Raw genomic sequence first — 19,241 nt, 5'->3', positions numbered from 1 at the left:
CATTAGCCGGGCAGCCACGCATTTGGAATGCCGATCTACTCGTTATCCGCAGCCGGGGGAGCTGCCGCCGGCGGCGTGAGCGGAACCGGTGCTGCCGCCGGCGCCCGCGCAGCCTTCGGCGCAGGCGGCTTCTTCGCGGCGGGAGCTGCGGTCTGTGCCGAGGCCGCTGCCGGGGCGCGCGGAGCCGGCGCGGCCGCTGCGTTCGCGGTGGGGGACGCCTGGCGCGTCGGCGGCTCCGGGTTCATGATGCTAACCGGCGGCGTCGACGAAGCACTCGGGAACTCCGCATTGGTCGGCTTGCCCGTCGGCATCGACGGCGGCAGTCCCGCAAGCGCGGCAGTGGCCGGCAACGATTGCGCTGCTGCAGGCGCATTCCAGGTCGGCGCGTAGCGCGCGACCAGCGTGTCGAAGAGACGGGAATCCATGTTGGCGGCGACCTGCTGCTGGTCGGTCAGCGAGCGGAACGCGCCGCAGTCGAACTGCGTGCAGCCGTCGCGCGCGACCAGCACCTGCGCGACCAGGCCGTAGCGATCACGCTCCAGCGATTTGCGCAGCAGCTTGATGTCGGGCGTCAGGCTCCTCTCCGCGGTCGCGGCATCGCCGAGCGCCGTCAGCCGGTCGATCCTGGCCGCGGTCGTGGAGACGGCCGCAGCCGCCGCGTCAGGCGCGCCGAACAGCGCCTTCTCGCAGCCAATGGCCACGGCTTCGCCGGCGAGATCGTCGAGACAGGACAGCGCCGGCAGGCTTGCAGTCATCGCGGCCTGCGCGCGCGCCTCGGTCGGCGTGGTCTGCCCCGCCGGTCCATCGACGCGCACCACGGCAGCCAAGGCGATGGCAATGGCGAGTAGTGCAACAACGGTCAGCGCACCGTTGGCGACCGATCGCTCGGCGCGCAGCAGCGTGACCAGGAGGATCAGTCCGAAGAAGCCGGCAGCCGCCAGCATCATCCACATTGGAAACGCCGGCGAGCGCCAGATTTGGTCGAGCGACGAGGCCCATGCCCAGTTCATGCGCGACGTCCCCTCACGCGAGCAGAGAGCGAATGGTCAAAGCGAGCACCGAGAGTCGGCTGCTGCCCCCGGCCCACCTTTTGAAGGTGAAGCGGGCCTTTTGACGGCGGCAGAATACAATTCCCCGGGACGCGCCAATGCGCGGATAGCGGCGGCCTTCAGGACAGCGCGAGCTGGCTTTCCTTGGCGACGCGTTCGAAGGCTTCGGTCGAGCTCTTGATCCGGTACTGACAGTCGTCACCATCGGTCGGCAAGAGGCGGATGACCTCATACGAGCCGCTGGCAGCGGGGCGTGCGACATTGCTGGCGGTGAACAATACGCGCGCGCCAATAGGGAATTTGTGCTTCAACACCCTCTCCATCACTCAAACAACGCCTGCCACGCCCATGGTCCCACTGCGTCGGCCGGCCGGAAACCCGGCCGTGGTATAGCATGCGGCGGGCGTTTTTGGCCAGCAGTATGCAACATGGCAAACGTGCGAATTTTGCAGTTATTTCAGAGTGATGCCGCCAGCCGATGATACCGCTGGAACCGGTTCTTCAGGCGCTATGGGGCAAACGGCCGTCGGGGCTGGCGTGATCCACCGCCTTGGGCAGTTCCTGGGCCAGAATCTGACCTAGCTGGTCGACCGGGATGTTGTACCGCGCAGCCAATTGGCGGACGATATCGCTGCCGAGAACGCCGCGGAGCTGGTCGGCCGAGATCGGCAGGTTCTGGCCGTTGCCGAGCCAGGATTTGACCTGGTCACCGAACCCCGCCTGGAGCTTTGCGACGATCGCGCCGAGACCGCCTTGATTGTTGCTGCCGAGCACCTCGCTCAGCACGTCGGGCAACACGGCCGCGCCGAGCTGGCCGAGCGCGCTACGCAGCGCCGGATTATTCTCCAGCGAGTCCAGGATTCCCATGATGTCCCCTCTCCTTGCCCGTAGCTCCGCCGCGATTGAGCGCCGCCACGCACTGCGCCGTCAAGCCGCGCTCAATCACATTCGCGACTACACGTTCTCGAACTTTTCGATGATGAGAGTTTCGGCGAGCGCGTCCCGGGTCCATTCCTGGAACGCCGGCAGCGCCAGCATCGTGTCCATGTAGGCCCGAGTCTCCGGCGTGACCTCGATTGCGTAGGTGCGGAAGCGGTGCACGACCGGGGCATACATCGCATCTGCCGCGCCGAAGCGCCCGAACAGGAACGGTCCATTGGCGCCATACCGGGTCCGGCATTCGCGCCAGATCTCCTGCACGCGCGCGATATTGGCCTCGGCGTCCGCCGACAGCGTCACGGGGTGCACCGGGCGGTGCAGGTTCATGCCGCATTCGTTGCGAAGGGCCATGAATCCGGAATGCATCTCGGCGCACACCGAACGGGCATGGGCGCGGGCGGCGGCGGCGTCCGGCCACAGCTTCACTTCCGGGTGGCGCTCGGCAAGGTATTCGATGATGCTGAGCGAATCCCACACCGTGATGTCGCCGTCGACCAGCACCGGCACCTTGCCGGCGCGGCTGAACGAGATGATCTGCTCCTTGTCCGCGGGATTGTCGGTGTAGAGCGGGATGAGGGTCTCAACGAACGGGATGTCGTTGGCGCGGAGCGCGAGCCAGGGCCGCATCGACCATGACGAGTAATTCTTGTTGCCGATTGCGAGTTTCAGCGCAGCCATGTCATCAGTCCTTCTCGATACGCCCTTTAGCGAGCCGCTTTTAACGCCATCGCCTGCCGCCAATCAATCGTTGCTGCACCTCGCCATGCGTGGCAAGCGTTGCGATCCTCGCCAGGAGACAGACATGAGCAGGCATTGGGTCGACATCACCGCCGTCGGCTTCTTCATCATCGAGTGGCTGGTCTACGCGCTGACGCTGGAGCATTCGGCCTATGGCCGCGACAGCCTGTCGGCGCGCATGAACCGCTACCGCGAAGTGTGGGTGCGCCGGCTGCTCGACCGCGACGCGCGCATGGTCGACATGCAGATCATGGCCTCGCTGCAGAACGGCACCGCCTTCTTCGCCTCCACCAGCCTTATCGCGCTCGGCGGCGCGTTGGCGCTGCTGCACGCGACCAACGACGCGATCACGATCTTGAGCAAGCTGCCGATCGATCTCAGCACCTCGCCGGCGATGTGGGAGCTGAAATGCGTTGGCCTTGTCCTGATCTGCGTCTACGCCTTCTTCAAATTCGCCTGGTCGTACCGCCTGTTCAACTATGTCGCGATCCTGTTCGGCGGCATGCCGGCGGCCTCGCAGCGTGACACGCCGGAGGCCGAAGCCCATGTGATCCGCACCTCGCGCCTGTTCGAATCCGCCGGCCGCCACTTCAACCGCGGCCAGCGCGCCTTCTTCTTCGCACTCGGCTATCTCGGCTGGTTCGTCAGCCCCTGGCTGTTGTTCGTGACCACGGCCGCCGTGGTGATCGTGACCTGGCGGCGGCAATTCGCCTCGAGCGCGTGGGAGGCCATGGCGCCGGAGGTGGTGGATGGCGAGGAGACGAGGCGCGGTCGTTGACGCGCTTGTGTCCCGGACGCGCTGCAGCGCTCTTGCGCTGCGTCCGGGGTACGAGGGCGGAGTGTGGCGGACAAGTCGCTGCGCTCGCATTGACGCAGTATGAGGCGGCAGCGCCACTTTTCCAGCTCGCATTTTGAATTGCAGACATAGCTTCGCACTCTCGCGGCGCATTTCGCCCGTATCTTTGCCTGGTCACCTCCCCCTCTTATCCAAGGGCACAGGGAAGCCTGCGATCATAATCCTAAGCCGGCGTCTCGGCCTGTGCAGCGATTGCCTCATGGGAACTCCTGAAGTCGCTTTGATCTGTCTCAATTCTCTGACTTGAGCGGGCATCAGCTTGAGGGAGTCGCGTCCGTCGCTTCGCCGCGCCGGCCGGGCGGTTGGGCGCTTCCAGGGAGCTCGATATGATCAAGTCGCTCGGAATTGCCACGTCCGCCTTCTTCTTCGCAGTATCGGCTCAGGCGATGACACCTGCCCCGATTTCACAGCCCGAAAGCCTGATTACGGAAGTCGCTGCTGCCTGCGGCGTCGGTAGGACACGTATCAACGGGTGTGCGTGGCACGGACCACCGTCCGGCATACCCGTCGGGCGGTTCGCAGATGTGTGAGAGGGACGACGTGCTGATTGGTTGTCCTCAAGGACAATACGCAGATTGGTGCGTCGCGATTAGAGTTCTGGAGTACCGACCCCAACGGTACATCGACGCCCCCACCGGCCTCAGTCTTTCCAGACTGAGGCCGTCTTGCGCCTGAAAGGTTGGACGGACCTGGTCACCTTGTGGGATTTATCGACGCGGGGAACAACTCCAACTGCAACGCTGATGCCGGCACGCCAACAATCAGCCTTCGAGAGCCGGTCATCGTCAACTGACGAAGCCGACGCTGCAGGTGAATAGCGCAAACACAAAAAGCAAATGTTTACGCAATTTACCACTCGACCATCAACGCGATGGTCTTCATTTTCTGGTCTGATAATTGCCTTGCGCACCTTGTTTGGTCGGATGCTCGGAGTGGTCCTGTCGTAGTGGAGGTGGCGGCATGTCCGAAATGGTCGAAGTGCTCGCCGGAACGAGCTTATTTCTACTCGCCTTCTCGCTGCTGATATTCGACATCCCCCGCTACACCTTATCGTTGGTGTCTCTTGCTCTGTTCAGCTCGAAGCGGCGAAGCGCCAGTGGGACGGTTTGCCAAGCGAGGGTAAGCGTGATTATCCCGACGTTCAACGGCGGCTCCGGGCTTGCTCCTTCGATCAGTTCGCTGCGCCGGCAAACCCTCCGACCTGTCGAAATCATCGTCGTCGACGACGGCTCCACCGACGAAACACGTGCGGTCGCGGAGCGGGCGAGAGCGCAGGGGCAGGTTGACATGGTCATCTGCCATGGGACGCGCTGCGGCCGCAGCGCCGCCATCAACGCTGCAGCACGGTTTGCCCGCGGCGATCTTCTCTTGACCGTAGATGCCGACACTGTCTTCGAACCGAACGCGGTTGAGCGCCTCGCGGCTGCGTTCAGCGATCCGCTCGTCGCCGGCGCAAGTTGCAGCATCGCGATCAGCAACGAGCGCGACTCGATATGGACAGGACTTCAAAGCGTCGAATACCTGATGTCGATCACCGCGGGGCGGTCGATCCTAGACGTGGTGGATGCGATCGCGTGTCTGTCCGGCGCCTGTTCCATGTATCGCCGGGATATTTTCGCGCAGCAGGGCGGGCTCGACGTCGGCCCGGGAGAGGATATGGAATACACCTTGCGGCTCCGCAGGCTCGGCTATGTCATTCGCTTCGTGTCCGACGCCTGGGCGGAAACAGCCGCCCCCGCAAGCGGCATAAGTCTGCTGCGCCAGCGCGCGCGCTGGGATCGCGATGCTCTGCGCATCCGTTTCATGATGTATGGCGAGCTGAGTTTTCGCCACCCGCTAGAGCGTTTACCGGACACAATCCAACGGCTGGACTTCATCGTCTTCGATCTCGTTCCGACGCTCAGCCTGCCATTCTACTTGGCCTACATTGTGCTGTTGTTCGGCTCGGATGCCGTGTTGTTTCTTTCGGCGATATACGTGCTGCTGCTCTGGATCTCGGTCTTCAATATGGCACTTGTGTTCGCCCTATTCCATCGATCCGTCGGAACCTTCGGCTGGAAGATGGCGCTGATCTTTCCGCTTTACCAAGGCGTCTATCTGAAGTGCGCGCGGTTCTTTTCCTACTCTTCGGAAATCATCTTTGCCTCGTCGCGGAACGATGATTTCGTGCCGCCGCGCGTTCGCCGTGCACTATTCGGCGATCGGACGAAGGAAGTGGCCAAATGACCATCACGCTAACACGACTCGATCCCCATATCCCCGACCCCATCGAGAGCCGTCGGCGCGCGGCGGGACGGGCTGTCCGCGCCGCCTATGCGACAATCGTATTCGGCATACTCGCATTCTTTGTCGTCTATTTTGGGAGGCCAATTCTCTATCTCGGCGGGCCGGGCAGCGTGTCCTCACCAAGATATTTGATTTCACTGCCTTACATCGTGCAGATCAACAGCATCACCGTGCTGAGAGGTGCATCGGTCAAGGCCGGCGAAGAAATCGGAAGGGTTCGGTCTCCGCAGCACGATGAAATTGTCGCCACCTATATGCGCTCGCTCGCGGACATCGCCGGCCGCAGAGCGGAACTGCGTGTCAAGGCCCGGGTTGCGCGCGAATCTCTCGACGCGGCGCGCTCACATCTGCGGCTTGCTGAGGAAGCCGTCGAACTTATCGCAAACTCATCAGCCGCGAGCCTGAATTACCGTATAGACATGTCCCGGGAGCGCGCCTTGGCGAACAAAGCCGTGGTCTCGCAGGAGGCGGAAGCCGCCGAAGCCAGCACTCAATTGGCCGCTCTCGACGAATTCAGCCGGCAACTCGGTGATCGCCTCGAAAAGGTTGAAAGCAGCTTTGCAGATGGGAGAGTCTTCGCGCCCATAGCTGGCATAGTCGCGAACAATCCTGCGCGCGCCGGCCAATCGCTGGTGGCGGGCACTCCGATTGCAGAAATTCTCGACCCCACTGATGTCTTCGTCGACTGGTACGTTCCTAACGAACGCCTGTCCGATCCAAAAGTCGGCAACGAAGTGTTTGTCCTGTTCGGCAACCGGCGAATTCTGGGCGAGATCATTGAAATCCTGCCGGTGTCAGATGTGTACCCGGGACCGGGCTCGTCAGTGGCGCGCGAGCGTACCGCCTCGCAAATCGCGCGAATTAGGTTCAGCCCAGGCGCGCATCTCCCGGCGCTGAACTCGGCCGTCGACGTCCACATGCACTATACGCAACTCAGCGCGCGGATCGCTTCCGTGCTGGTGGGACTATTCGGGCTCGACGAGCTGTGAGAGGGAGCGAGGTGCAGCATGCAGATCGAAGGGACTCAAACGAATTGCCCGGCTTGCGGCTCATCCGCTCTGATCTCGTTTCCGGTATTCCACCACATGATCTGCGCCTACGTTGGTCCGGAGTATGACTTCGCACCAAGCATCGCGGGATATACGTGCCCGAAGTGCTGCCGCGACATTGTGTCGGCTGACCCAGCATGCGAGATCCTGGGCACTAGCGCGCGGTGCACAAGGTGTTGGGTTGAGATGGTGGTGTCCCCAGCGTGTGCTCCGGCTGGCTTGTAAGGACTAGCGGCGATCTCGGGCTTGTCCGTCGCCAGACGCAAAGTTGGACGTACGGTCATTCTATGCGCTGAGCAGCAAGTCCGGATGGAGCGCAGCGGCGTAATCCGGGAAGGTGCCGAATGCCGGGCGAGCGGCCCCGGATTACGCTTCGCTTCCGCCTTCGCTCTTAGAGCTACGGCGGACAAGCCATCCGGGCTACATGATGACCTGCTATCCGCCGAAATCCCGTGGGCTGAACGGCAGGTCCATCACCTTCCATTCCCCGTATTTGTCGGCCGGCAGCATCTTGTAGGGCTGGCAGGCCTGAAGCGCGCTCATGGCGGACTTCACAAGCGCCACGCCCTTCGCGGACGGCGGGGCTTCGATCAGGATCGGCTCGCGCGCCAGCGTGCCGTCGGTGGCGAGCACCGTGCGCAGCTTGATGTTGACGTTGTCGGTCGGCGCGACCCCCGCCGGAAGCTTGGCGCAGCTTCGCAAGTGACGGCGCAGCTCGGCGATGATTTCGGCCGGCAGCTTGGCCGCGATTGAATCCTTGGCATCGCCGCCATCGTCCTTGGGGGCGTCCTTCGGCAGCTCCGTCGGCAATTCCGGCGGCAGGCCCAGCATGACGCCGTACTTGACGGTGACATCGGGCTCCGGCGCCTGATAGGCCGGGGGCGGCGCGGCCTGTGGCTGCTGCATCGCTTGTGGCAGGAGTTGCGGCGCCGGGGGCTGCGGCGTCGGGGGCGTCGCCTGAGGCGGCGGCGACTGCGATGGCTGAGGCTGTGGCTGTTGAGGCTGCGGTTGCGTCTGCGTGTTTGCCTCGCGCTGCTGCTGAGGCGTCTGTAAAGGCTGTGGCTGCGGCTGTTTTTGCTGCGGCTGTTCGGGCGAGGCCTGCTGCTTCGAGGACGGTGCTGCGGCCTGCTGCTTCGCCTCGGGCTTCGGCGCGGCGGCCGCCTTGTCCTTGTCGGTGAAATCCAGCTTCGGCAGTTTCAGGTCAGGGGTCGGCTCCGGCGGCTTCGCCTTGAGTTTTTCCTCGGCCTTCTCCTCGGCCTTGGCCTCCTCCTGCTTCACCTGCTCCGGCGTCACGATGCTGACGGAAACCGATTCGGGCGGGCTGGCGTGAAACGGATGGACTTCGCTGATCACGATGATCAGCGCGACCAGCGTCAGATGGGCGATTGCCGACGCTGCAATGTCCGTCCGTATGATCTTCCGCAGTTCCATCGCCTGACTTCAGGTTGCCAAGCTGGTCCTAGCATACGGCAGCCCCCTCTCAATCCCATTTTGGCGCGAAGCCGAAATCGGTCAGGCGGCCCTTGGGACTGGCCAGCGCGGCGATTTGGGCCATCTCGTCGTCCGAAAGCTCGAAATCGAAGATCTCGATGTTTTCCGACAGGCGTTCGACGCGCGAGGTGCGCGGGATCGCAGCGACATTCTGTTGCAGCAGCCAGCGCAGGCAGATCTGCGCCGGCGTCTTGTGATGCAGACGCCCGATCTCGGCGAGCGTCTGGTCGCTCTTGATCCGCCCCCTGGCGATCGGGCTGTAGGCGACCAGCGCGAGCCCGTGCTGATCGCAGGCCGCCCTCACCTTCGCCTGGTCGAGATAGGGGTGGTATTCGACCTGGTTGCAGGCCAGCGGCTCCGGCGACAACGCCACCGCCTGTTCGATCAGCGCGACGGTGAAATTGGAGACGCCGATGTGGCGGGCCAGGCCCATGCGCTTGGCATGCGACAGTGCGCCCAACGTCTCCTCCAGCGGCACGTGCGAATTGGGCCAGTGCAGCAGCAAGAGATCGACGGAGGGAAGCCGCATGCGCACCAGACTCTCCTTGACCGAGCGTTCGAGATCGTGGGGCGCGAAATGATTGGTCCAGACCTTCGTCGTCAGGAAGATGTCGTCGCGGCGCACGCCGGAGGCGCGCAGGCCGTCGCCGACCTCGCGCTCATTGTCGTAGACCTGTGCGGTATCGATGTGGCGATAGCCGAGCCGCAGTGCCTGCTCGACCACACGCGCGCACATGCGCCCGCTCAGCTCCCAGGTTCCCAACCCGATCGCCGGTATCCTTGCGCCATTGGTCTCGACGAACAGCATGAGGAATCCTCTCTGTCGCGGTCGCCCCAAATCATCATCCAGGCGTCATTATGAACCCGGCTGGCGACACTGCCAACGGGCGACGGCGGCGGCCGAGCCGGATCTTCGGCGCAATGCTAACGGGAGGTTCGCGCCAAGCCCTGACTCAAGCCATGACGTCAGGCTTTGAGCTCAGGCTTTGGCGAGCGCCTGGAACACGGTGTCGGGCGCATGCGCGATCACGGCGAGCAGCGCGCGGGCGGGTCCCCGCGGGGCCCGCTTGCCCTGCTCCCAGTTGCGAATGGTCTCGACGGGAACGCCGAGCTTGGCCGCGAACTCCATCTGCGTCAGGCAGGCGCGGCGGCGTAAATCGCGCACGGCGAGCGAGCTGGCTTCGGCCGGCGCTGCGTTGGGTACCGGCTGGATTGGAAATGGCTGGACCGGAAACTCCTGCCCGTCCCGCAACTCGACAATCCGTCCGTCCGCCTTCAGCCGCACACGCATGCTCATTCCCCCAAGCAAGGCGATGATGCGGCAGGCCGCTTAAGTTCGGATTAAAGATGATGGCCAGTAGCCCGGATGGAGCGCAGCGCAATCCGGGGCGTCTCTGGAGCCGATGCAGCGGCCCGGATTACGCTTCTCTCCATCCAGGCTACGGATTTCAACAGCTCCTACCTGAGCCCGAACCACAAGGTCGCAATTCCCAGGAAGGAGAAGAAGCCGACGACGTCGGTGACCGTTGTCACGAACGTGCCTGACGCCACCGCCGGATCGGCTCGCACACGTTCGAGTGCCATCGGGATCAGGATGCCGCCGAGCGCGCCGGCGAAGAGGTTCACGATGATCGCGAGTCCGATGACGATGCCAAGGCCCGGGATCCTGAACCAGGCCACCGCAGCGACGCCCGTGATCACGGCAAAGGCGAGACCGTTGACGAGGCCGACCAGGCCCTCGCGCACCACGACGCGCCATGCATTGGAGGAGCCGAGCTCGCGCGTCGCCAGCGCCCGCACCGCGACCGTCATGGTCTGGGTCGCGGCATTGCCGCCCTGGCTTGCGACGATCGGCGCCAGCACGGCGAGCGCCACCATCTTCTCGAGCTGGCCCTCGAACAGGCCGAGCACGGAGGACGCCAGAAAGGCGGTGGCGAGATTGACCAGCAGCCAGTTGAACCGCGCGCGTGCAATGGTGAACACCGTGTCGGACAGCTCTTCGTCGCTGTTGACGCCGCCGAGCGCCTTGAGGTCCTCGTCCGCCTCTTCCTCGATGACGTCGACAACGTCGTCGACGGTGATGACGCCGACGAGGCGGTCCTGGGTGTCGAGCACGGGGGCCGCGACGAGGTTGTACTTGCCGAACATGCGGGCCACCTCCTCCTGGTCCTCCAGGACGGAGACGCGGCGGCGATCCTCGTCAGTCAGCTCGGCAAGCGCCACCGGGCGGCGGGCACGCAGCAGCACGTCGAGCGAGACCGCGCCCTGCCAGTGCTGCTCCTTGTCGACCACATAGATCTCGTAGAAGCGGTCGGGCAGATCCGGCGTCTCGCGCATGTAGTCGATCGCCTGTCCCACCGTGAAATCCTGCGGCACCGCGATGAACTCGGTCTGCATCCGGCGACCGGCGGAATTTTCCGGATAAAGCAGGCTGCGCTCGAGCACGACGCGCTCCTTGAGCGGCAGCTTCTCGAGGATCTCCTCCTGATCGGCCTGATCGAGCGTTTCCAGCAGCTCGACCGCGTCGTCGGATTCGAGCTCGCGCACACCTTCCGCGACCGTCTGCGGCGGCAGTTCCTCGAGGATCTCCTCGCGCACGCCCTCGTCGAGCTCGTTCAGCGCGGAGAAGTCGAAATCGCGTCCCGTCAGCTCGACCAGGCGGACCCGATCGTCGGGCTCGAGAGCCCCGATGAGATCGCCGAGATCGGCCTCGTGCAGCTCGGCAACGCAGGCCCGCAGCGCGGCGCTGTCGCCGGCCTCGATCGCATGGGCAATTTCCGCGACGAATTCGTGACGAATTTCGCCGTCTTCATTGCGCATCGGCACGTGGTCGAGTACCGAGTCAGTGGCAGACGCGGCCCCGTCCAGATGTTCATCCATGGCGCGCCTCGCCGTTTGAAAGGTTGGATCAGGTGGTCTGAGCTGTTGGTTCAGGCAATACCCACAAGGCAACTCTGAGCGCAATGACAAAGATGCTCCGACTGAGGTGGACCTTGATGTCGGCAGGCGCAGCCCTCGCCGCCCTCACCGGCATCGCCTCGACTGAAGCCGCCGAGTGCCCGCGCAAGGACGCGCTCGGCACCTCCCGCATTCTGAGCGTCGACGCCAAGACCACGCCGCGCGTGGGCCTGAAGAGCTTTCCGCAAACGTTGCCACTCGCCGATCACGAGGTCGTGCTGACCTTCGACGACGGGCCGCATCCGCCGACGACGTCGAAGGTATTGGCGGCGCTGGCGCAGGAATGCGTGCGCGCGACCTTCTTCCTGATCGGCCTGCACGCCTCCGAACACCCTGAGATGGTCAAGCGCATCGCCCGCGAAGGCCACAGCATCGGCCATCACACCTTCTCGCATCCGTTCATGGCGCGGATCCCGCTCGACAAGGCGAAGAGCGAGATCGACCGCGGCATTGCCGCCGATGAGATGGCGCTGCACGGCACCCCGACGACGACACCCTCGACGCCGTTCTTCCGGTTTCCCTATTTCGAGGCCACCCAAGCCGAGCTCGACCTGCTGCAGTCCCGCGGCATCGTCGTGTTTGGGGCTGACCTGTGGGCCAGCGACTGGAACGAGATGACGCCGGAGCAGGAATTGAAGCTCGTCACCGAGCGGCTCGCCGCCGCCGGCAAGGGGATCATCCTGTTCCACGATCCCAAAGCGCGCACGGCCGCGATCATGCCGGCCTTCCTGCGGTATCTGAGGGAGAACGGCTATCGGGTGGTTCACGTCGTGCCGGCGGGCACATCGCAGAAGAGTGCCGACGCGCATTGATGCCGGAATGTCACGCCGGCGCAAAATGGGGTGATTTGGGCCCTATTAACAGTCTGTTCATGCTACGCCATGCAAGTATTGAGGGGACTTGCAACGGCAAAGGCTCTTGCGCCTGAACCGTTTGCTGATGTCTCCGACCTACTATGGCGGCAATCGCTTAAGAGGGCAGACGGGGTTCATGATCGGAAGTAGCGTTGTTGCTCGGACGCGATCGTGGATCGTCCTTCGCCTTGGTGGATTCCTCGGCGGATTTTTGGGTGTCCTGACCATCGGCTCGCCGGCCCTTGCGGCCGACTGCCCCGGCCGTCCGGACGCACTCGGGACCTCCCGCACGCTCGTGGTCGATCCGCACGAGCATCCCCGCATCGGCACCATGCAGTACCGCGAGACGCTGCCGCTGAAGGACCATGAAGTCGTCCTGACCTTCGACGACGGTCCGTTGCCGAAATATTCCAACCAGGTGCTGCAGATCCTCGCCGACGAGTGCATCAAGGCGACCTTTTTCATCATTGGCGAACAGGCCAAGGCGAACCCGGAAGGCGTGCGCAAGCTGGTCGCAGCGGGCCATACCGTCGGCACGCACAGCATGAACCATCCGCTCACAATGGACCGGATGCCGCTCGACAAGGCCGAGGCGCAGATCAATGGCGGCATCGAGTGGACATCGGCCGCAATGACCGATCCGTCCAAGCTCGCGCCGTTCTTCCGCATTCCCGGCCTGATGCGCGCCGACGGCGTCGAGAACGTTCTGATCTCGCGCGGGATCCAGGTCTGGAGCGCCGATTTCCCGGCCGACGACTGGCGCCATGTGTCGTCCGATCGCGTCTATCAGCTCGCAATCCAGCGGCTTGAGGCCAAGGGCAAGGGGATCCTGCTGCTGCACGACATCCAGGCCCGCACAGTGGCGGCGCTGCCGAAGATCATCCGCGACCTCAAGGCGCGCGGCTATCGCATCGTGCATGTGGTGCCCGCGACCCCCGAGCAGCCGGCGACGCCGACAACGCCGGTCGAATGGCTGCTGCATCCGCCGACCGAGACCACACCGATCGCGCGCTGGCCGGCCGTGCCGAACTTCGTGTTCGCGCAGACCAAGATGCTTCCGGCGCCCTCGCTGGCCGACCTCAACGCACAGGCCGCGCACCAACCGCTGCTGCCGCACAAGACCATGGCGCTCGCCAATGTCGCGGCCACCCTGCCCGTGCCTGGCCGCGATCTCTTTGCGATCCCGGAAGGCTCGGTCGAGGTGCTGCTGTCGACGACCTTGTCGCGGCGCGCCGCGACGCGCCTGGCGATGGCAGCCGAGACGCCCCGCGCGGCCAAGAGCAAAGCGGGCAAGTCGCGCGCTCCCCGCACCGCGCACGCTGTTCATGGCACACCGAAGCATGCCGCAGAGGCCGAGGGCGCTGCCCCCAAGAGCACTGCGCCCAAGAGCGCCGCGCCGCGCCCGACCCGTGTGGCGAGCCTGAAGAAGCGCGCGCAGTAGAGCTTACTGTCGCATGATGTTGGCGACGCAGAGCAAGACGATCAGCGCCAGGAAGAACAGGTCCATATAGGACTTGACCTCGCCGTCGCGCCGCAGCCGGGCGACGTCAACCACGACCTGCCTGCGCGCGTTCGTTCCGCCCGCGCCGTCATTGATCGGCCCTTGCAGCCGCTTGGTCTCAGCCTCCAGCCGCTCGATCTTCTGGTAGAAGTAGAACGCCCGCAGCGTCGAAGCTGCGCGCATGCCGGTATAGACCAGCACCAGGATCGCGATGATCGCCCGGTTCTGGTACTTCTCCATGAAATTCAGGCTGAAATAGACCATCGCCATGAATGCGAAGTTGGTCACGAAGCGATAGACGAAGCTTAAAAAGACCATGCGGGCTCAAGCCTTGGAGGGTGGCGCAACCGGACCGTGTTGCAAATGCGGGGATCAGGAGCCCAGACCGGAACAGCCGGCCTGAATGCCATGCAGGCCCGTCTACGTCAACTTTGTTTCAACAAAGATACTATTGCCCCTGCAATGCCGCCTTTTAGCCACGGGCGGCCATAATGCAAGCCGGAGCAAGGCCGCCGGTGCCTTCCGCGCGCCTGTTGGCTGCAACGGCTCCTTGGAGATTTGGCGGAAGTCCCGATAGACTGGGGCCGCCACATGTGGGGTCTGCCGATGCCGAAGAAGGGAATCACCGGCCACGACGACTGGGTTCTGACCGAGGCGCTGGCGACTGCCTTAGTCGCGCTGGAACAGCTCGACACCAAGCACCAGCCGAGCGCGCATATGGACGACATCCGCAAGATGCTCTCGAACGGCAAGGAGCCGGCGGCGGTGAGCCTGCATCTCGCACAGGCCAAATGCCGGCTGTTTCCCGACCTCGATCCGCTGGAGATCTACCGGGAATACGGCATCGGCGAAGAGTATGGCTGAGAGCGCCGTTGACCGGCCGGACCTAAGGTCCGCCGGCGACAGATCCGGCGATCACCATGACCAACGCGGCCAAGTCGATCTTGCCGTTGACGATCAGCTCCTCCGAGGCTTTCGCGTCGTCCGCGCGTTCGACCTTCAGCGATTGCGGCCGGTTGGCCGCCTGCCGCTTCAGCTCCTCGACGATGGCTTCCGTGAGTTTCTCTTCCAGCATGGGCTTGTCCTCAGGCCGCCATCGCACGGCAGGATTGTGCGCAGGAGCGGCACATGGCGACGCACTCCTCCATGCCGCCGACCCGCTCGCAATCCTCGGCGCATTCGCTGCAGATTTCTGCGCATTCGCCGCATGTGTGCCGGTGATGCGGCGTATTGATCAGCATGAAATGCGCCGCCGTCCGGCACATTTCGGCGCACGCCATCATCAGGCGGAAATGCTTGGGCTCGACGTGCTTGCCGCCGGTCTCGAGGCAATGGTTCATCGCGGTGCCGAGGCAGGTCTGGTAGCAGCTCATGCAGAGCGCGATGCAGCGCGTCATGTCTTCGGATTGAGCCATCCGGTTTTCTCCAATGCTCGCCCCCTGCATGGGTCAACCAGTGGGATGTTGCGATCGTTCCTGCCGTCCTGCCGATTGTGACACGGGGGAACTTCGCGAAGCTAGCCGTAACGCCTCGCGCGCACCGCCCGGTAGCGAGCATCGGTCTGCGGCTTGATGAACAGCGCCGCCACGCTTGGATGGCGTTTGCGTATCTCGGCCTCGATCGAAACGACGCATCGCTCGATGTCGTCGGCGCGCTTGTCATCCGCAAATTCGATGCTGAGGGCCGCAACGATCTCGACCGGCGACAGCTGCACCGTCAGAAGACCGTTGGCCCTGAGCACGCCGGGCGAACGTCTTGCGATGTCGAGGACCGATCGCGCAAGTTCCGGATCGGCAGGCTCGCCGATCAGCAGGCTCTTGCTCTCGCGCGCGAGACCGATCGACACGATCGCCAGCAAGATCCCGATCAGGATCGAACCGATCCCGTCCCAGACCGGCTGGCGCAGCCATACGGCCGCCGCAGTGGCCGCCGCGGCAATGGCGATGCCGACCAGCGCCGCGCTGTCCTCGAGCAGCACCATGAATGCCGGAGGATCCTTGCTGCGAACGAAAGCCTGGTAATAACCGAACCGCCGGCCGTCCGGGCCGAAGCGCCGCAGGGCAACCAACCAAGAGCCGCCTTCAAACAGGAACGACAGCCCGAGCACCACGAAGCTGACGATCGGACTTTCGATCGGCTCGGGTGCGGCGACATGCAGAATGCCCTGATACAGCGAGACACCGGCGCCCAGGGCGAAGATCAGCAGCGCAACGATGAAGCTCCAGAAATACAGCTCGCGCCCATAGCCGAGCGGATGGGATTCGTCGGGCGAACGGCTCGCGCGCCGGTAGCCGTAGAGCAGCAGGATCTCGTTGGTCGTGTCGACGAGCGAATGCACCGCTTCGCTCGTCATGGCCGAACTTCCTGTCCAGGCGGCGGCGCCGATTTTGGTGACCGCGACCAGGACATTGCCGAAGAGCGCCGCACAGACCGCGGTCTTCGAGGATGATTCTGTTGCCAATGTCCGATACCCCATTCCTCATGCCAGCCGCCGCGGCAAGCTGTGATGGATGGTGCAGGCGGCGACCGCGGCGTGGCCGAACGCGACCGAGATCTGGTGCAGGTCGGTGACGACGTCGCCGATCCCGTAGAGCCCGTCGACCGAGCTGCGCTGATGGTCGTCGACTTTCAGGTAACCCTCCCCGGTATGTTCGGCCCCCAGATTCATCGCAAGATGCGAGCGCACCTCCGCACCCATCACCGGGTAGACCATCTCGAATTGCGCCGTCCGGCCGTCGGCGAAGACGGCTTCGACTCCGTGGTCTCTCCGCCTCAGGCGCAGGCCGGGGGCGACGACGATCTCGACACCCGCGTCATTCAGCTCCGGTGCCGCGGTCTTCCCGTCATCCTCGCCCGTTGCCAGCAGCGTCACGTCGCGCGAGTAGCCGCGCATGAAGAGCGCCTTGCCGGCGGCGCGGTCAAGCGGACCGACGATGCCGATACGACGGCCGATCGCCTCGAAGGCGTCGCAAACGGGACAGTAGCGCAACAGCCCGTCTGCGACCCCCGCTCGCCATTCGTCGAACGGCGGATGGGCGTCGACGATGCCGCTGGCAAGGATGACGGTGCTGGCAGCATGCGCGCCGCCGTTCCAGATCGCCTGAAAACCGTGATCGTGTCGTCGCAAGCCGGTGACCTCGGCATCAACGCGCGTGACCGCGAGCTCGCCCAGTTGCGCGGACATGCGCGCGAGCAGGTCAGTGCCGGACAGGCCGTGGACGAAGCCCGGCACATTGTGACTGCGCGGGATCAGCGCCGCCCGGCTCGCGCCTGCGTCCACAACACAGACGCGGCGCCGAAATCGCGCGAGGTAGATCGCAGCCATCAGCCCGGCGGGGCCGCCGCCGACGATCAGGCAATCATACGGCTGATCATTCGCCGTCATTTTGGGTTTGGATCGGACAGGCCCGCACCGGGCTCGCGAAGCTGTCCACTCCGCGCCAGGCGGACCGCATTGCCGAGTGCGCGCGCGACGTTCTGCACCTCTGTCTGGAATGCCCTGTCGTCGTCGAGGTCGCAATGCGAGGTGGCGTATGGCTCCATGTAGCCGACATAGCCGTCGAGCTCGGCGAAGCGGCCCGCCGAGATCAGCTGCATGTCGGTCAGCCAATCCGACAAGGCCCGGCGCACACCCTCGGCACCGACCGCATCGCCGTGAACGACGAGGCCGAAATGACGGCCGGCGAGATGGCGCGGATAGGACCAGCCCTTCAGCTCCAGCGCCTTGGCTTCGTCCGCCTTCTTGCCGTGAGTCGAGGTTGGATCGGGATTGCCGCCGTCGGCGCAGACCATGCGATCCATCATCGCCTTCAGTCCGGCGGGGACATGATACCAGTTCACCGGCGTCACGATCAGGATGCCGTGGGCCGCGACCCAGAGCGGATAGATATCGTTCATCCAGTCGTCGGTCTGCCCCAGCGAATAGTTCGGATAGCAGCTGCACGGCCAGTGGCAGAGCGGCATCGCGGTTCCGACGCAGGATTTACAGGGATGGATCGTCTTGCCGAACTCCGAAGCCAGGCGCGACAGATCGAGGATGTCGACGGCAAAGCCAAGCTCGGCAAAGACCGGCTCGGCGAGCTCGACCAGACGCCAGGTCTTGGACATCTCGCCGGGACAGGTGTGCTCGCTGCGGGCCGAGCCGTTGATGATCAGGATGCGCGGCGTCTCGTCCGCATCGTCATGGCGTCGCTGCGCCGCCAGGATCTTCGCGCGCGCATCAAGCCAGTCGACGGCGATGTCGTAACCGGGATCGGCGAATCCCGCGCCCGCCTTTCGCGTCAGCGGGGCCTTGCGTGAACCGCTGTAGGCATCCCAGGCCGCGCCGACGATCGCGTCGAGCTCGCGCTGGAGCGGTGCAAAGGCGGGATCGACGAACCGGCTCCGGTAGCGGCGCTCGAACGCCTCGCGCGAGAGCTTGACGGGCGGCATCCCCTTGCGAATGTCGGCTTCCGTCATGCTGGCTCCTCGCGAGGTCGGTACAGTCGACCAACCCGGGGCGCAGCGCGCGGTTCCTCGTCGCTCTCCTCTCGTCGCTCTACTGGCGAACAACTTCCAGCGGCACATCGAATTGCGCGATGCGCTGGTCCAGCCGCCACAGTTCGATGCGGTGCACCAGCACGAGCGAGGCGGCCTCGCGCTTGGCCTGCTCATCATTGTCGCAGACCAGGTTGATGCATCCAAACACATGCCCGTCCGGATCGATCTGGAAAGCGCGGTAGTGCTTGATGCTCCGCATCATCATCATCCTCGTCTCGGGTAGACGGGTTCGCTCAACCAGTCCGTCAGGTTCGAGGTCACTTCGTTCTGCATGGCGCGCCGAAGCAGCATGTCGCGCTCCTTGCCGGGCGGCAGGCTGCGCGCGCGCTCGCGGGCGGTTTCGGCGAATGCCGCTAATCGCTCCTGGAGCGATTGGGTTTGTTTCCTGCGGTTGCGTTTGGCGGTCATTGTACTTTCACAAACCCCTTTGGATGGAAGAAAATTGGCCCCGGCGGGAGGTCGGCGCCGGGGCCGGAGTTTCGTGCCGGTTGGGGCGGCCCAGACCGGCAGTGTTCGGAGCTTCGGCCGCAACCGCAGGTTCCTGCATTTCAGTAAGTTAACGGTGCGTGATTTTGCGGTGCGAAGGACAGCGGCCGAGCAGCGCCGGACGCGCGCAGCGGGGCGCCATCCGGGCGCGTGCTGCACGTTCACTTCGTCGGCTCCTATTCCGGCGGCACAAGGTGTTGGGCGGGCTGCTCTTCGCGATCGTCGCGAAGAGCCTTGAGCTCGGCACGCAACATCGCACTTTCCATCACCACGCGGCGCACCTCGCGCTTCGCATTTTCAAGCTGATCCGCGACCGCTCTGTGCTGCGCCCGAAGGACGCGGCTTGCTTCGATCGCGCGCTCAGCGCGGGAAAGGAGGACGTCGTTCATGGAGCGAGAGTATAAAAGCTTCGCGACGAAGGCGCCTTTACGTAAGTTACGTAAGTTGCTCAAAACCAGCCGTCCGCTCAAAAACAGCCGTCCGCTCAAAAACAGC

General features: G+C 64.2%; 23 protein-coding genes. 6 read left to right on the top strand and 17 right to left on the bottom strand.

The window, feature by feature from the left end; all coding sequences use genetic code 11:
- Window positions 1-35: 35 nt before the first annotated feature.
- From IVA75_RS03980 to IVA75_RS03965, 4 genes are all read right to left on the bottom strand, one after another.
- Window positions 36-1,010 carry a hypothetical protein gene (locus IVA75_RS03980; RefSeq protein WP_247286886.1) on the bottom strand — a complete coding sequence of 325 codons (975 nt, stop codon included), beginning with the start codon at window positions 1,008-1,010 and terminating at the stop codon, window positions 36-38.
- A gap of 158 nt (window positions 1,011-1,168) precedes the next feature.
- A complete protein-coding gene (locus IVA75_RS03975; protein ID WP_007611353.1) occupies window positions 1,169-1,372 on the bottom strand; it encodes a hypothetical protein in 204 nt (67 codons plus the stop codon).
- 178 nt (window positions 1,373-1,550) lie between these two features.
- Window positions 1,551-1,916 (bottom strand): YidB family protein, encoded by a 366-nt coding sequence (locus IVA75_RS03970; RefSeq protein WP_247286887.1) that lies wholly within the window; start codon window positions 1,914-1,916, stop codon window positions 1,551-1,553.
- A gap of 87 nt (window positions 1,917-2,003) precedes the next feature.
- The gene (locus tag IVA75_RS03965; RefSeq protein WP_247286888.1) at window positions 2,004-2,666 is read right to left on the bottom strand and encodes a glutathione S-transferase family protein; all 663 of its coding nucleotides are present in this window, start codon (window positions 2,664-2,666) and stop codon (window positions 2,004-2,006) included.
- A 124-nt stretch (window positions 2,667-2,790) separates the two neighbouring features.
- Between IVA75_RS03965 and IVA75_RS03960 the strand changes: the two genes are divergently transcribed.
- The 3 genes from IVA75_RS03960 (at window position 2,791) to IVA75_RS03950 (ending at window position 6,857) form a co-directional block, all read left to right on the top strand.
- Window positions 2,791-3,504, top strand: a complete 714-nt coding sequence (locus IVA75_RS03960; protein ID WP_247286889.1) for a DUF599 domain-containing protein — start codon at window positions 2,791-2,793, stop codon at window positions 3,502-3,504.
- 1,038 nt (window positions 3,505-4,542) lie between these two features.
- Window positions 4,543-5,808 (top strand): glycosyltransferase, encoded by a 1,266-nt coding sequence (locus tag IVA75_RS03955; protein ID WP_247286890.1) that lies wholly within the window; start codon window positions 4,543-4,545, stop codon window positions 5,806-5,808.
- Window positions 5,805-6,857, top strand: coding sequence for an HlyD family efflux transporter periplasmic adaptor subunit (locus IVA75_RS03950; protein ID WP_027567366.1), 1,053 nt, complete (start codon window positions 5,805-5,807; stop codon window positions 6,855-6,857). Before IVA75_RS03955 ends, IVA75_RS03950 begins: the two co-directional genes overlap by 4 nt.
- Window positions 6,858-7,352: 495 nt before the next feature.
- On the opposite strand, the gene IVA75_RS03945 is transcribed toward IVA75_RS03950, so the two are convergent.
- The 4 genes from IVA75_RS03945 to mgtE form a co-directional block, all read right to left on the bottom strand.
- Window positions 7,353-8,348, bottom strand: coding sequence for a hypothetical protein (locus tag IVA75_RS03945; protein ID WP_247286892.1), 996 nt, complete (start codon window positions 8,346-8,348; stop codon window positions 7,353-7,355).
- Window positions 8,349-8,397: 49 nt separating this feature from the next.
- Window positions 8,398-9,216 (bottom strand): aldo/keto reductase, encoded by an 819-nt coding sequence (locus IVA75_RS03940; protein WP_247286894.1) that lies wholly within the window; start codon window positions 9,214-9,216, stop codon window positions 8,398-8,400.
- Between the two features lie 171 nt (window positions 9,217-9,387).
- Window positions 9,388-9,705 carry a helix-turn-helix domain-containing protein gene (locus tag IVA75_RS03935; RefSeq protein ID WP_027567369.1) on the bottom strand — a complete coding sequence of 106 codons (318 nt, stop codon included), beginning with the start codon at window positions 9,703-9,705 and terminating at the stop codon, window positions 9,388-9,390.
- A gap of 161 nt (window positions 9,706-9,866) precedes the next feature.
- Window positions 9,867-11,288, bottom strand: a complete 1,422-nt coding sequence (gene mgtE / locus IVA75_RS03930; RefSeq protein WP_247286896.1) for a magnesium transporter — start codon at window positions 11,286-11,288, stop codon at window positions 9,867-9,869.
- Window positions 11,289-11,404: 116 nt separating this feature from the next.
- Here mgtE and IVA75_RS03925 point away from each other — a divergent pair, with 116 nt between their 5' ends.
- On the top strand, window positions 11,405-12,178 hold the full coding sequence (locus tag IVA75_RS03925; protein WP_247286898.1) for a polysaccharide deacetylase family protein: 774 nt from the start codon (window positions 11,405-11,407) through the stop codon (window positions 12,176-12,178).
- 178 nt (window positions 12,179-12,356) lie between these two features.
- Window positions 12,357-13,661, top strand: coding sequence for a polysaccharide deacetylase family protein (locus tag IVA75_RS03920; RefSeq protein WP_247286899.1), 1,305 nt, complete (start codon window positions 12,357-12,359; stop codon window positions 13,659-13,661).
- Between the two features lie 3 nt (window positions 13,662-13,664).
- Here the strand turns inward: IVA75_RS03920 and IVA75_RS03915 are convergent, their stop codons facing one another.
- On the bottom strand, window positions 13,665-14,039 hold the full coding sequence (locus IVA75_RS03915; protein ID WP_027567373.1) for a hypothetical protein: 375 nt from the start codon (window positions 14,037-14,039) through the stop codon (window positions 13,665-13,667).
- A gap of 288 nt (window positions 14,040-14,327) precedes the next feature.
- Here IVA75_RS03915 and IVA75_RS03910 point away from each other — a divergent pair, with 288 nt between their 5' ends.
- A complete protein-coding gene (locus tag IVA75_RS03910; protein WP_007603214.1) occupies window positions 14,328-14,585 on the top strand; it encodes a hypothetical protein in 258 nt (85 codons plus the stop codon).
- A gap of 22 nt (window positions 14,586-14,607) precedes the next feature.
- Here the strand turns inward: IVA75_RS03910 and IVA75_RS03905 are convergent, their stop codons facing one another.
- From IVA75_RS03905 to IVA75_RS03870, 8 genes are all read right to left on the bottom strand, one after another.
- Window positions 14,608-14,796 carry a hypothetical protein gene (locus IVA75_RS03905; protein WP_247286900.1) on the bottom strand — a complete coding sequence of 63 codons (189 nt, stop codon included), beginning with the start codon at window positions 14,794-14,796 and terminating at the stop codon, window positions 14,608-14,610.
- Between the two features lie 10 nt (window positions 14,797-14,806).
- Window positions 14,807-15,136 carry a four-helix bundle copper-binding protein gene (locus IVA75_RS03900; RefSeq protein ID WP_027567375.1) on the bottom strand — a complete coding sequence of 110 codons (330 nt, stop codon included), beginning with the start codon at window positions 15,134-15,136 and terminating at the stop codon, window positions 14,807-14,809.
- 101 nt (window positions 15,137-15,237) lie between these two features.
- A complete protein-coding gene (locus tag IVA75_RS03895) occupies window positions 15,238-16,182 on the bottom strand; it encodes a cation diffusion facilitator family transporter (RefSeq protein ID WP_247286901.1) in 945 nt (314 codons plus the stop codon).
- 18 nt (window positions 16,183-16,200) lie between these two features.
- Window positions 16,201-17,106: an NAD(P)/FAD-dependent oxidoreductase gene (locus IVA75_RS03890; protein ID WP_247286902.1), complete on the bottom strand. Its 906-nt coding sequence runs from the start codon at window positions 17,104-17,106 to the stop codon at window positions 16,201-16,203.
- Window positions 17,103-18,179: a flavodoxin family protein gene (locus tag IVA75_RS03885; protein ID WP_247286903.1), complete on the bottom strand. Its 1,077-nt coding sequence runs from the start codon at window positions 18,177-18,179 to the stop codon at window positions 17,103-17,105. Before IVA75_RS03885 ends, IVA75_RS03890 begins: the two co-directional genes overlap by 4 nt.
- Before the next feature lie 79 nt (window positions 18,180-18,258).
- Window positions 18,259-18,459 (bottom strand): hypothetical protein, encoded by a 201-nt coding sequence (locus IVA75_RS03880; protein WP_247286904.1) that lies wholly within the window; start codon window positions 18,457-18,459, stop codon window positions 18,259-18,261.
- Window positions 18,460-18,464: 5 nt separating this feature from the next.
- On the bottom strand, window positions 18,465-18,668 hold the full coding sequence (locus IVA75_RS03875; protein WP_247286906.1) for a hypothetical protein: 204 nt from the start codon (window positions 18,666-18,668) through the stop codon (window positions 18,465-18,467).
- Between the two features lie 254 nt (window positions 18,669-18,922).
- Entirely contained in the window at window positions 18,923-19,216 is a 294-nt protein-coding gene (locus tag IVA75_RS03870) for a hypothetical protein (protein ID WP_247286908.1), read from the bottom strand.
- Between the last annotated feature and the right edge of the window lie 25 nt (window positions 19,217-19,241).

It is taken from the genome of Bradyrhizobium sp. 134, assembly GCF_023074155.1.
Taxonomy (GTDB): Bacteria; Pseudomonadota; Alphaproteobacteria; order Rhizobiales; family Xanthobacteraceae; genus Bradyrhizobium.
This window is presented reverse-complemented; position numbering and strand designations above follow the sequence as displayed.

Bases quoted from the DNA above. Each gene is read 5' to 3' on its own strand.
- IVA75_RS03980 (WP_247286886.1), bottom strand. From the start codon at position 1,010: ATGAACTGGGCATGGGCCTCGTCGCTCGACCAAATCTGGCGCTCGCCG.
- IVA75_RS03975 (WP_007611353.1), bottom strand. From the start codon at position 1,372: ATGGAGAGGGTGTTGAAGCACAAATTCCCTATTGGCGCGCGCGTATTG.
- IVA75_RS03970 (WP_247286887.1), bottom strand. From the start codon at position 1,916: ATGGGAATCCTGGACTCGCTGGAGAATAATCCGGCGCTGCGTAGCGCG.
- IVA75_RS03965 (WP_247286888.1), bottom strand. From the start codon at position 2,666: ATGGCTGCGCTGAAACTCGCAATCGGCAACAAGAATTACTCGTCATGG.
- IVA75_RS03960 (WP_247286889.1), top strand. From the start codon at position 2,791: ATGAGCAGGCATTGGGTCGACATCACCGCCGTCGGCTTCTTCATCATC.
- IVA75_RS03955 (WP_247286890.1), top strand. From the start codon at position 4,543: ATGTCCGAAATGGTCGAAGTGCTCGCCGGAACGAGCTTATTTCTACTC.
- IVA75_RS03950 (WP_027567366.1), top strand. From the start codon at position 5,805: ATGACCATCACGCTAACACGACTCGATCCCCATATCCCCGACCCCATC.
- IVA75_RS03945 (WP_247286892.1), bottom strand. From the start codon at position 8,348: ATGGAACTGCGGAAGATCATACGGACGGACATTGCAGCGTCGGCAATC.
- IVA75_RS03940 (WP_247286894.1), bottom strand. From the start codon at position 9,216: ATGCTGTTCGTCGAGACCAATGGCGCAAGGATACCGGCGATCGGGTTG.
- IVA75_RS03935 (WP_027567369.1), bottom strand. From the start codon at position 9,705: ATGAGCATGCGTGTGCGGCTGAAGGCGGACGGACGGATTGTCGAGTTG.
- mgtE (WP_247286896.1), bottom strand. From the start codon at position 11,288: ATGGATGAACATCTGGACGGGGCCGCGTCTGCCACTGACTCGGTACTC.
- IVA75_RS03925 (WP_247286898.1), top strand. From the start codon at position 11,405: ATGTCGGCAGGCGCAGCCCTCGCCGCCCTCACCGGCATCGCCTCGACT.
- IVA75_RS03920 (WP_247286899.1), top strand. From the start codon at position 12,357: ATGATCGGAAGTAGCGTTGTTGCTCGGACGCGATCGTGGATCGTCCTT.
- IVA75_RS03915 (WP_027567373.1), bottom strand. From the start codon at position 14,039: ATGGTCTTTTTAAGCTTCGTCTATCGCTTCGTGACCAACTTCGCATTC.
- IVA75_RS03910 (WP_007603214.1), top strand. From the start codon at position 14,328: ATGCCGAAGAAGGGAATCACCGGCCACGACGACTGGGTTCTGACCGAG.
- IVA75_RS03905 (WP_247286900.1), bottom strand. From the start codon at position 14,796: ATGCTGGAAGAGAAACTCACGGAAGCCATCGTCGAGGAGCTGAAGCGG.
- IVA75_RS03900 (WP_027567375.1), bottom strand. From the start codon at position 15,136: ATGGCTCAATCCGAAGACATGACGCGCTGCATCGCGCTCTGCATGAGC.
- IVA75_RS03890 (WP_247286902.1), bottom strand. From the start codon at position 17,106: ATGACGGCGAATGATCAGCCGTATGATTGCCTGATCGTCGGCGGCGGC.
- IVA75_RS03885 (WP_247286903.1), bottom strand. From the start codon at position 18,179: ATGACGGAAGCCGACATTCGCAAGGGGATGCCGCCCGTCAAGCTCTCG.
- IVA75_RS03880 (WP_247286904.1), bottom strand. From the start codon at position 18,459: ATGCGGAGCATCAAGCACTACCGCGCTTTCCAGATCGATCCGGACGGG.
- IVA75_RS03875 (WP_247286906.1), bottom strand. From the start codon at position 18,668: ATGACCGCCAAACGCAACCGCAGGAAACAAACCCAATCGCTCCAGGAG.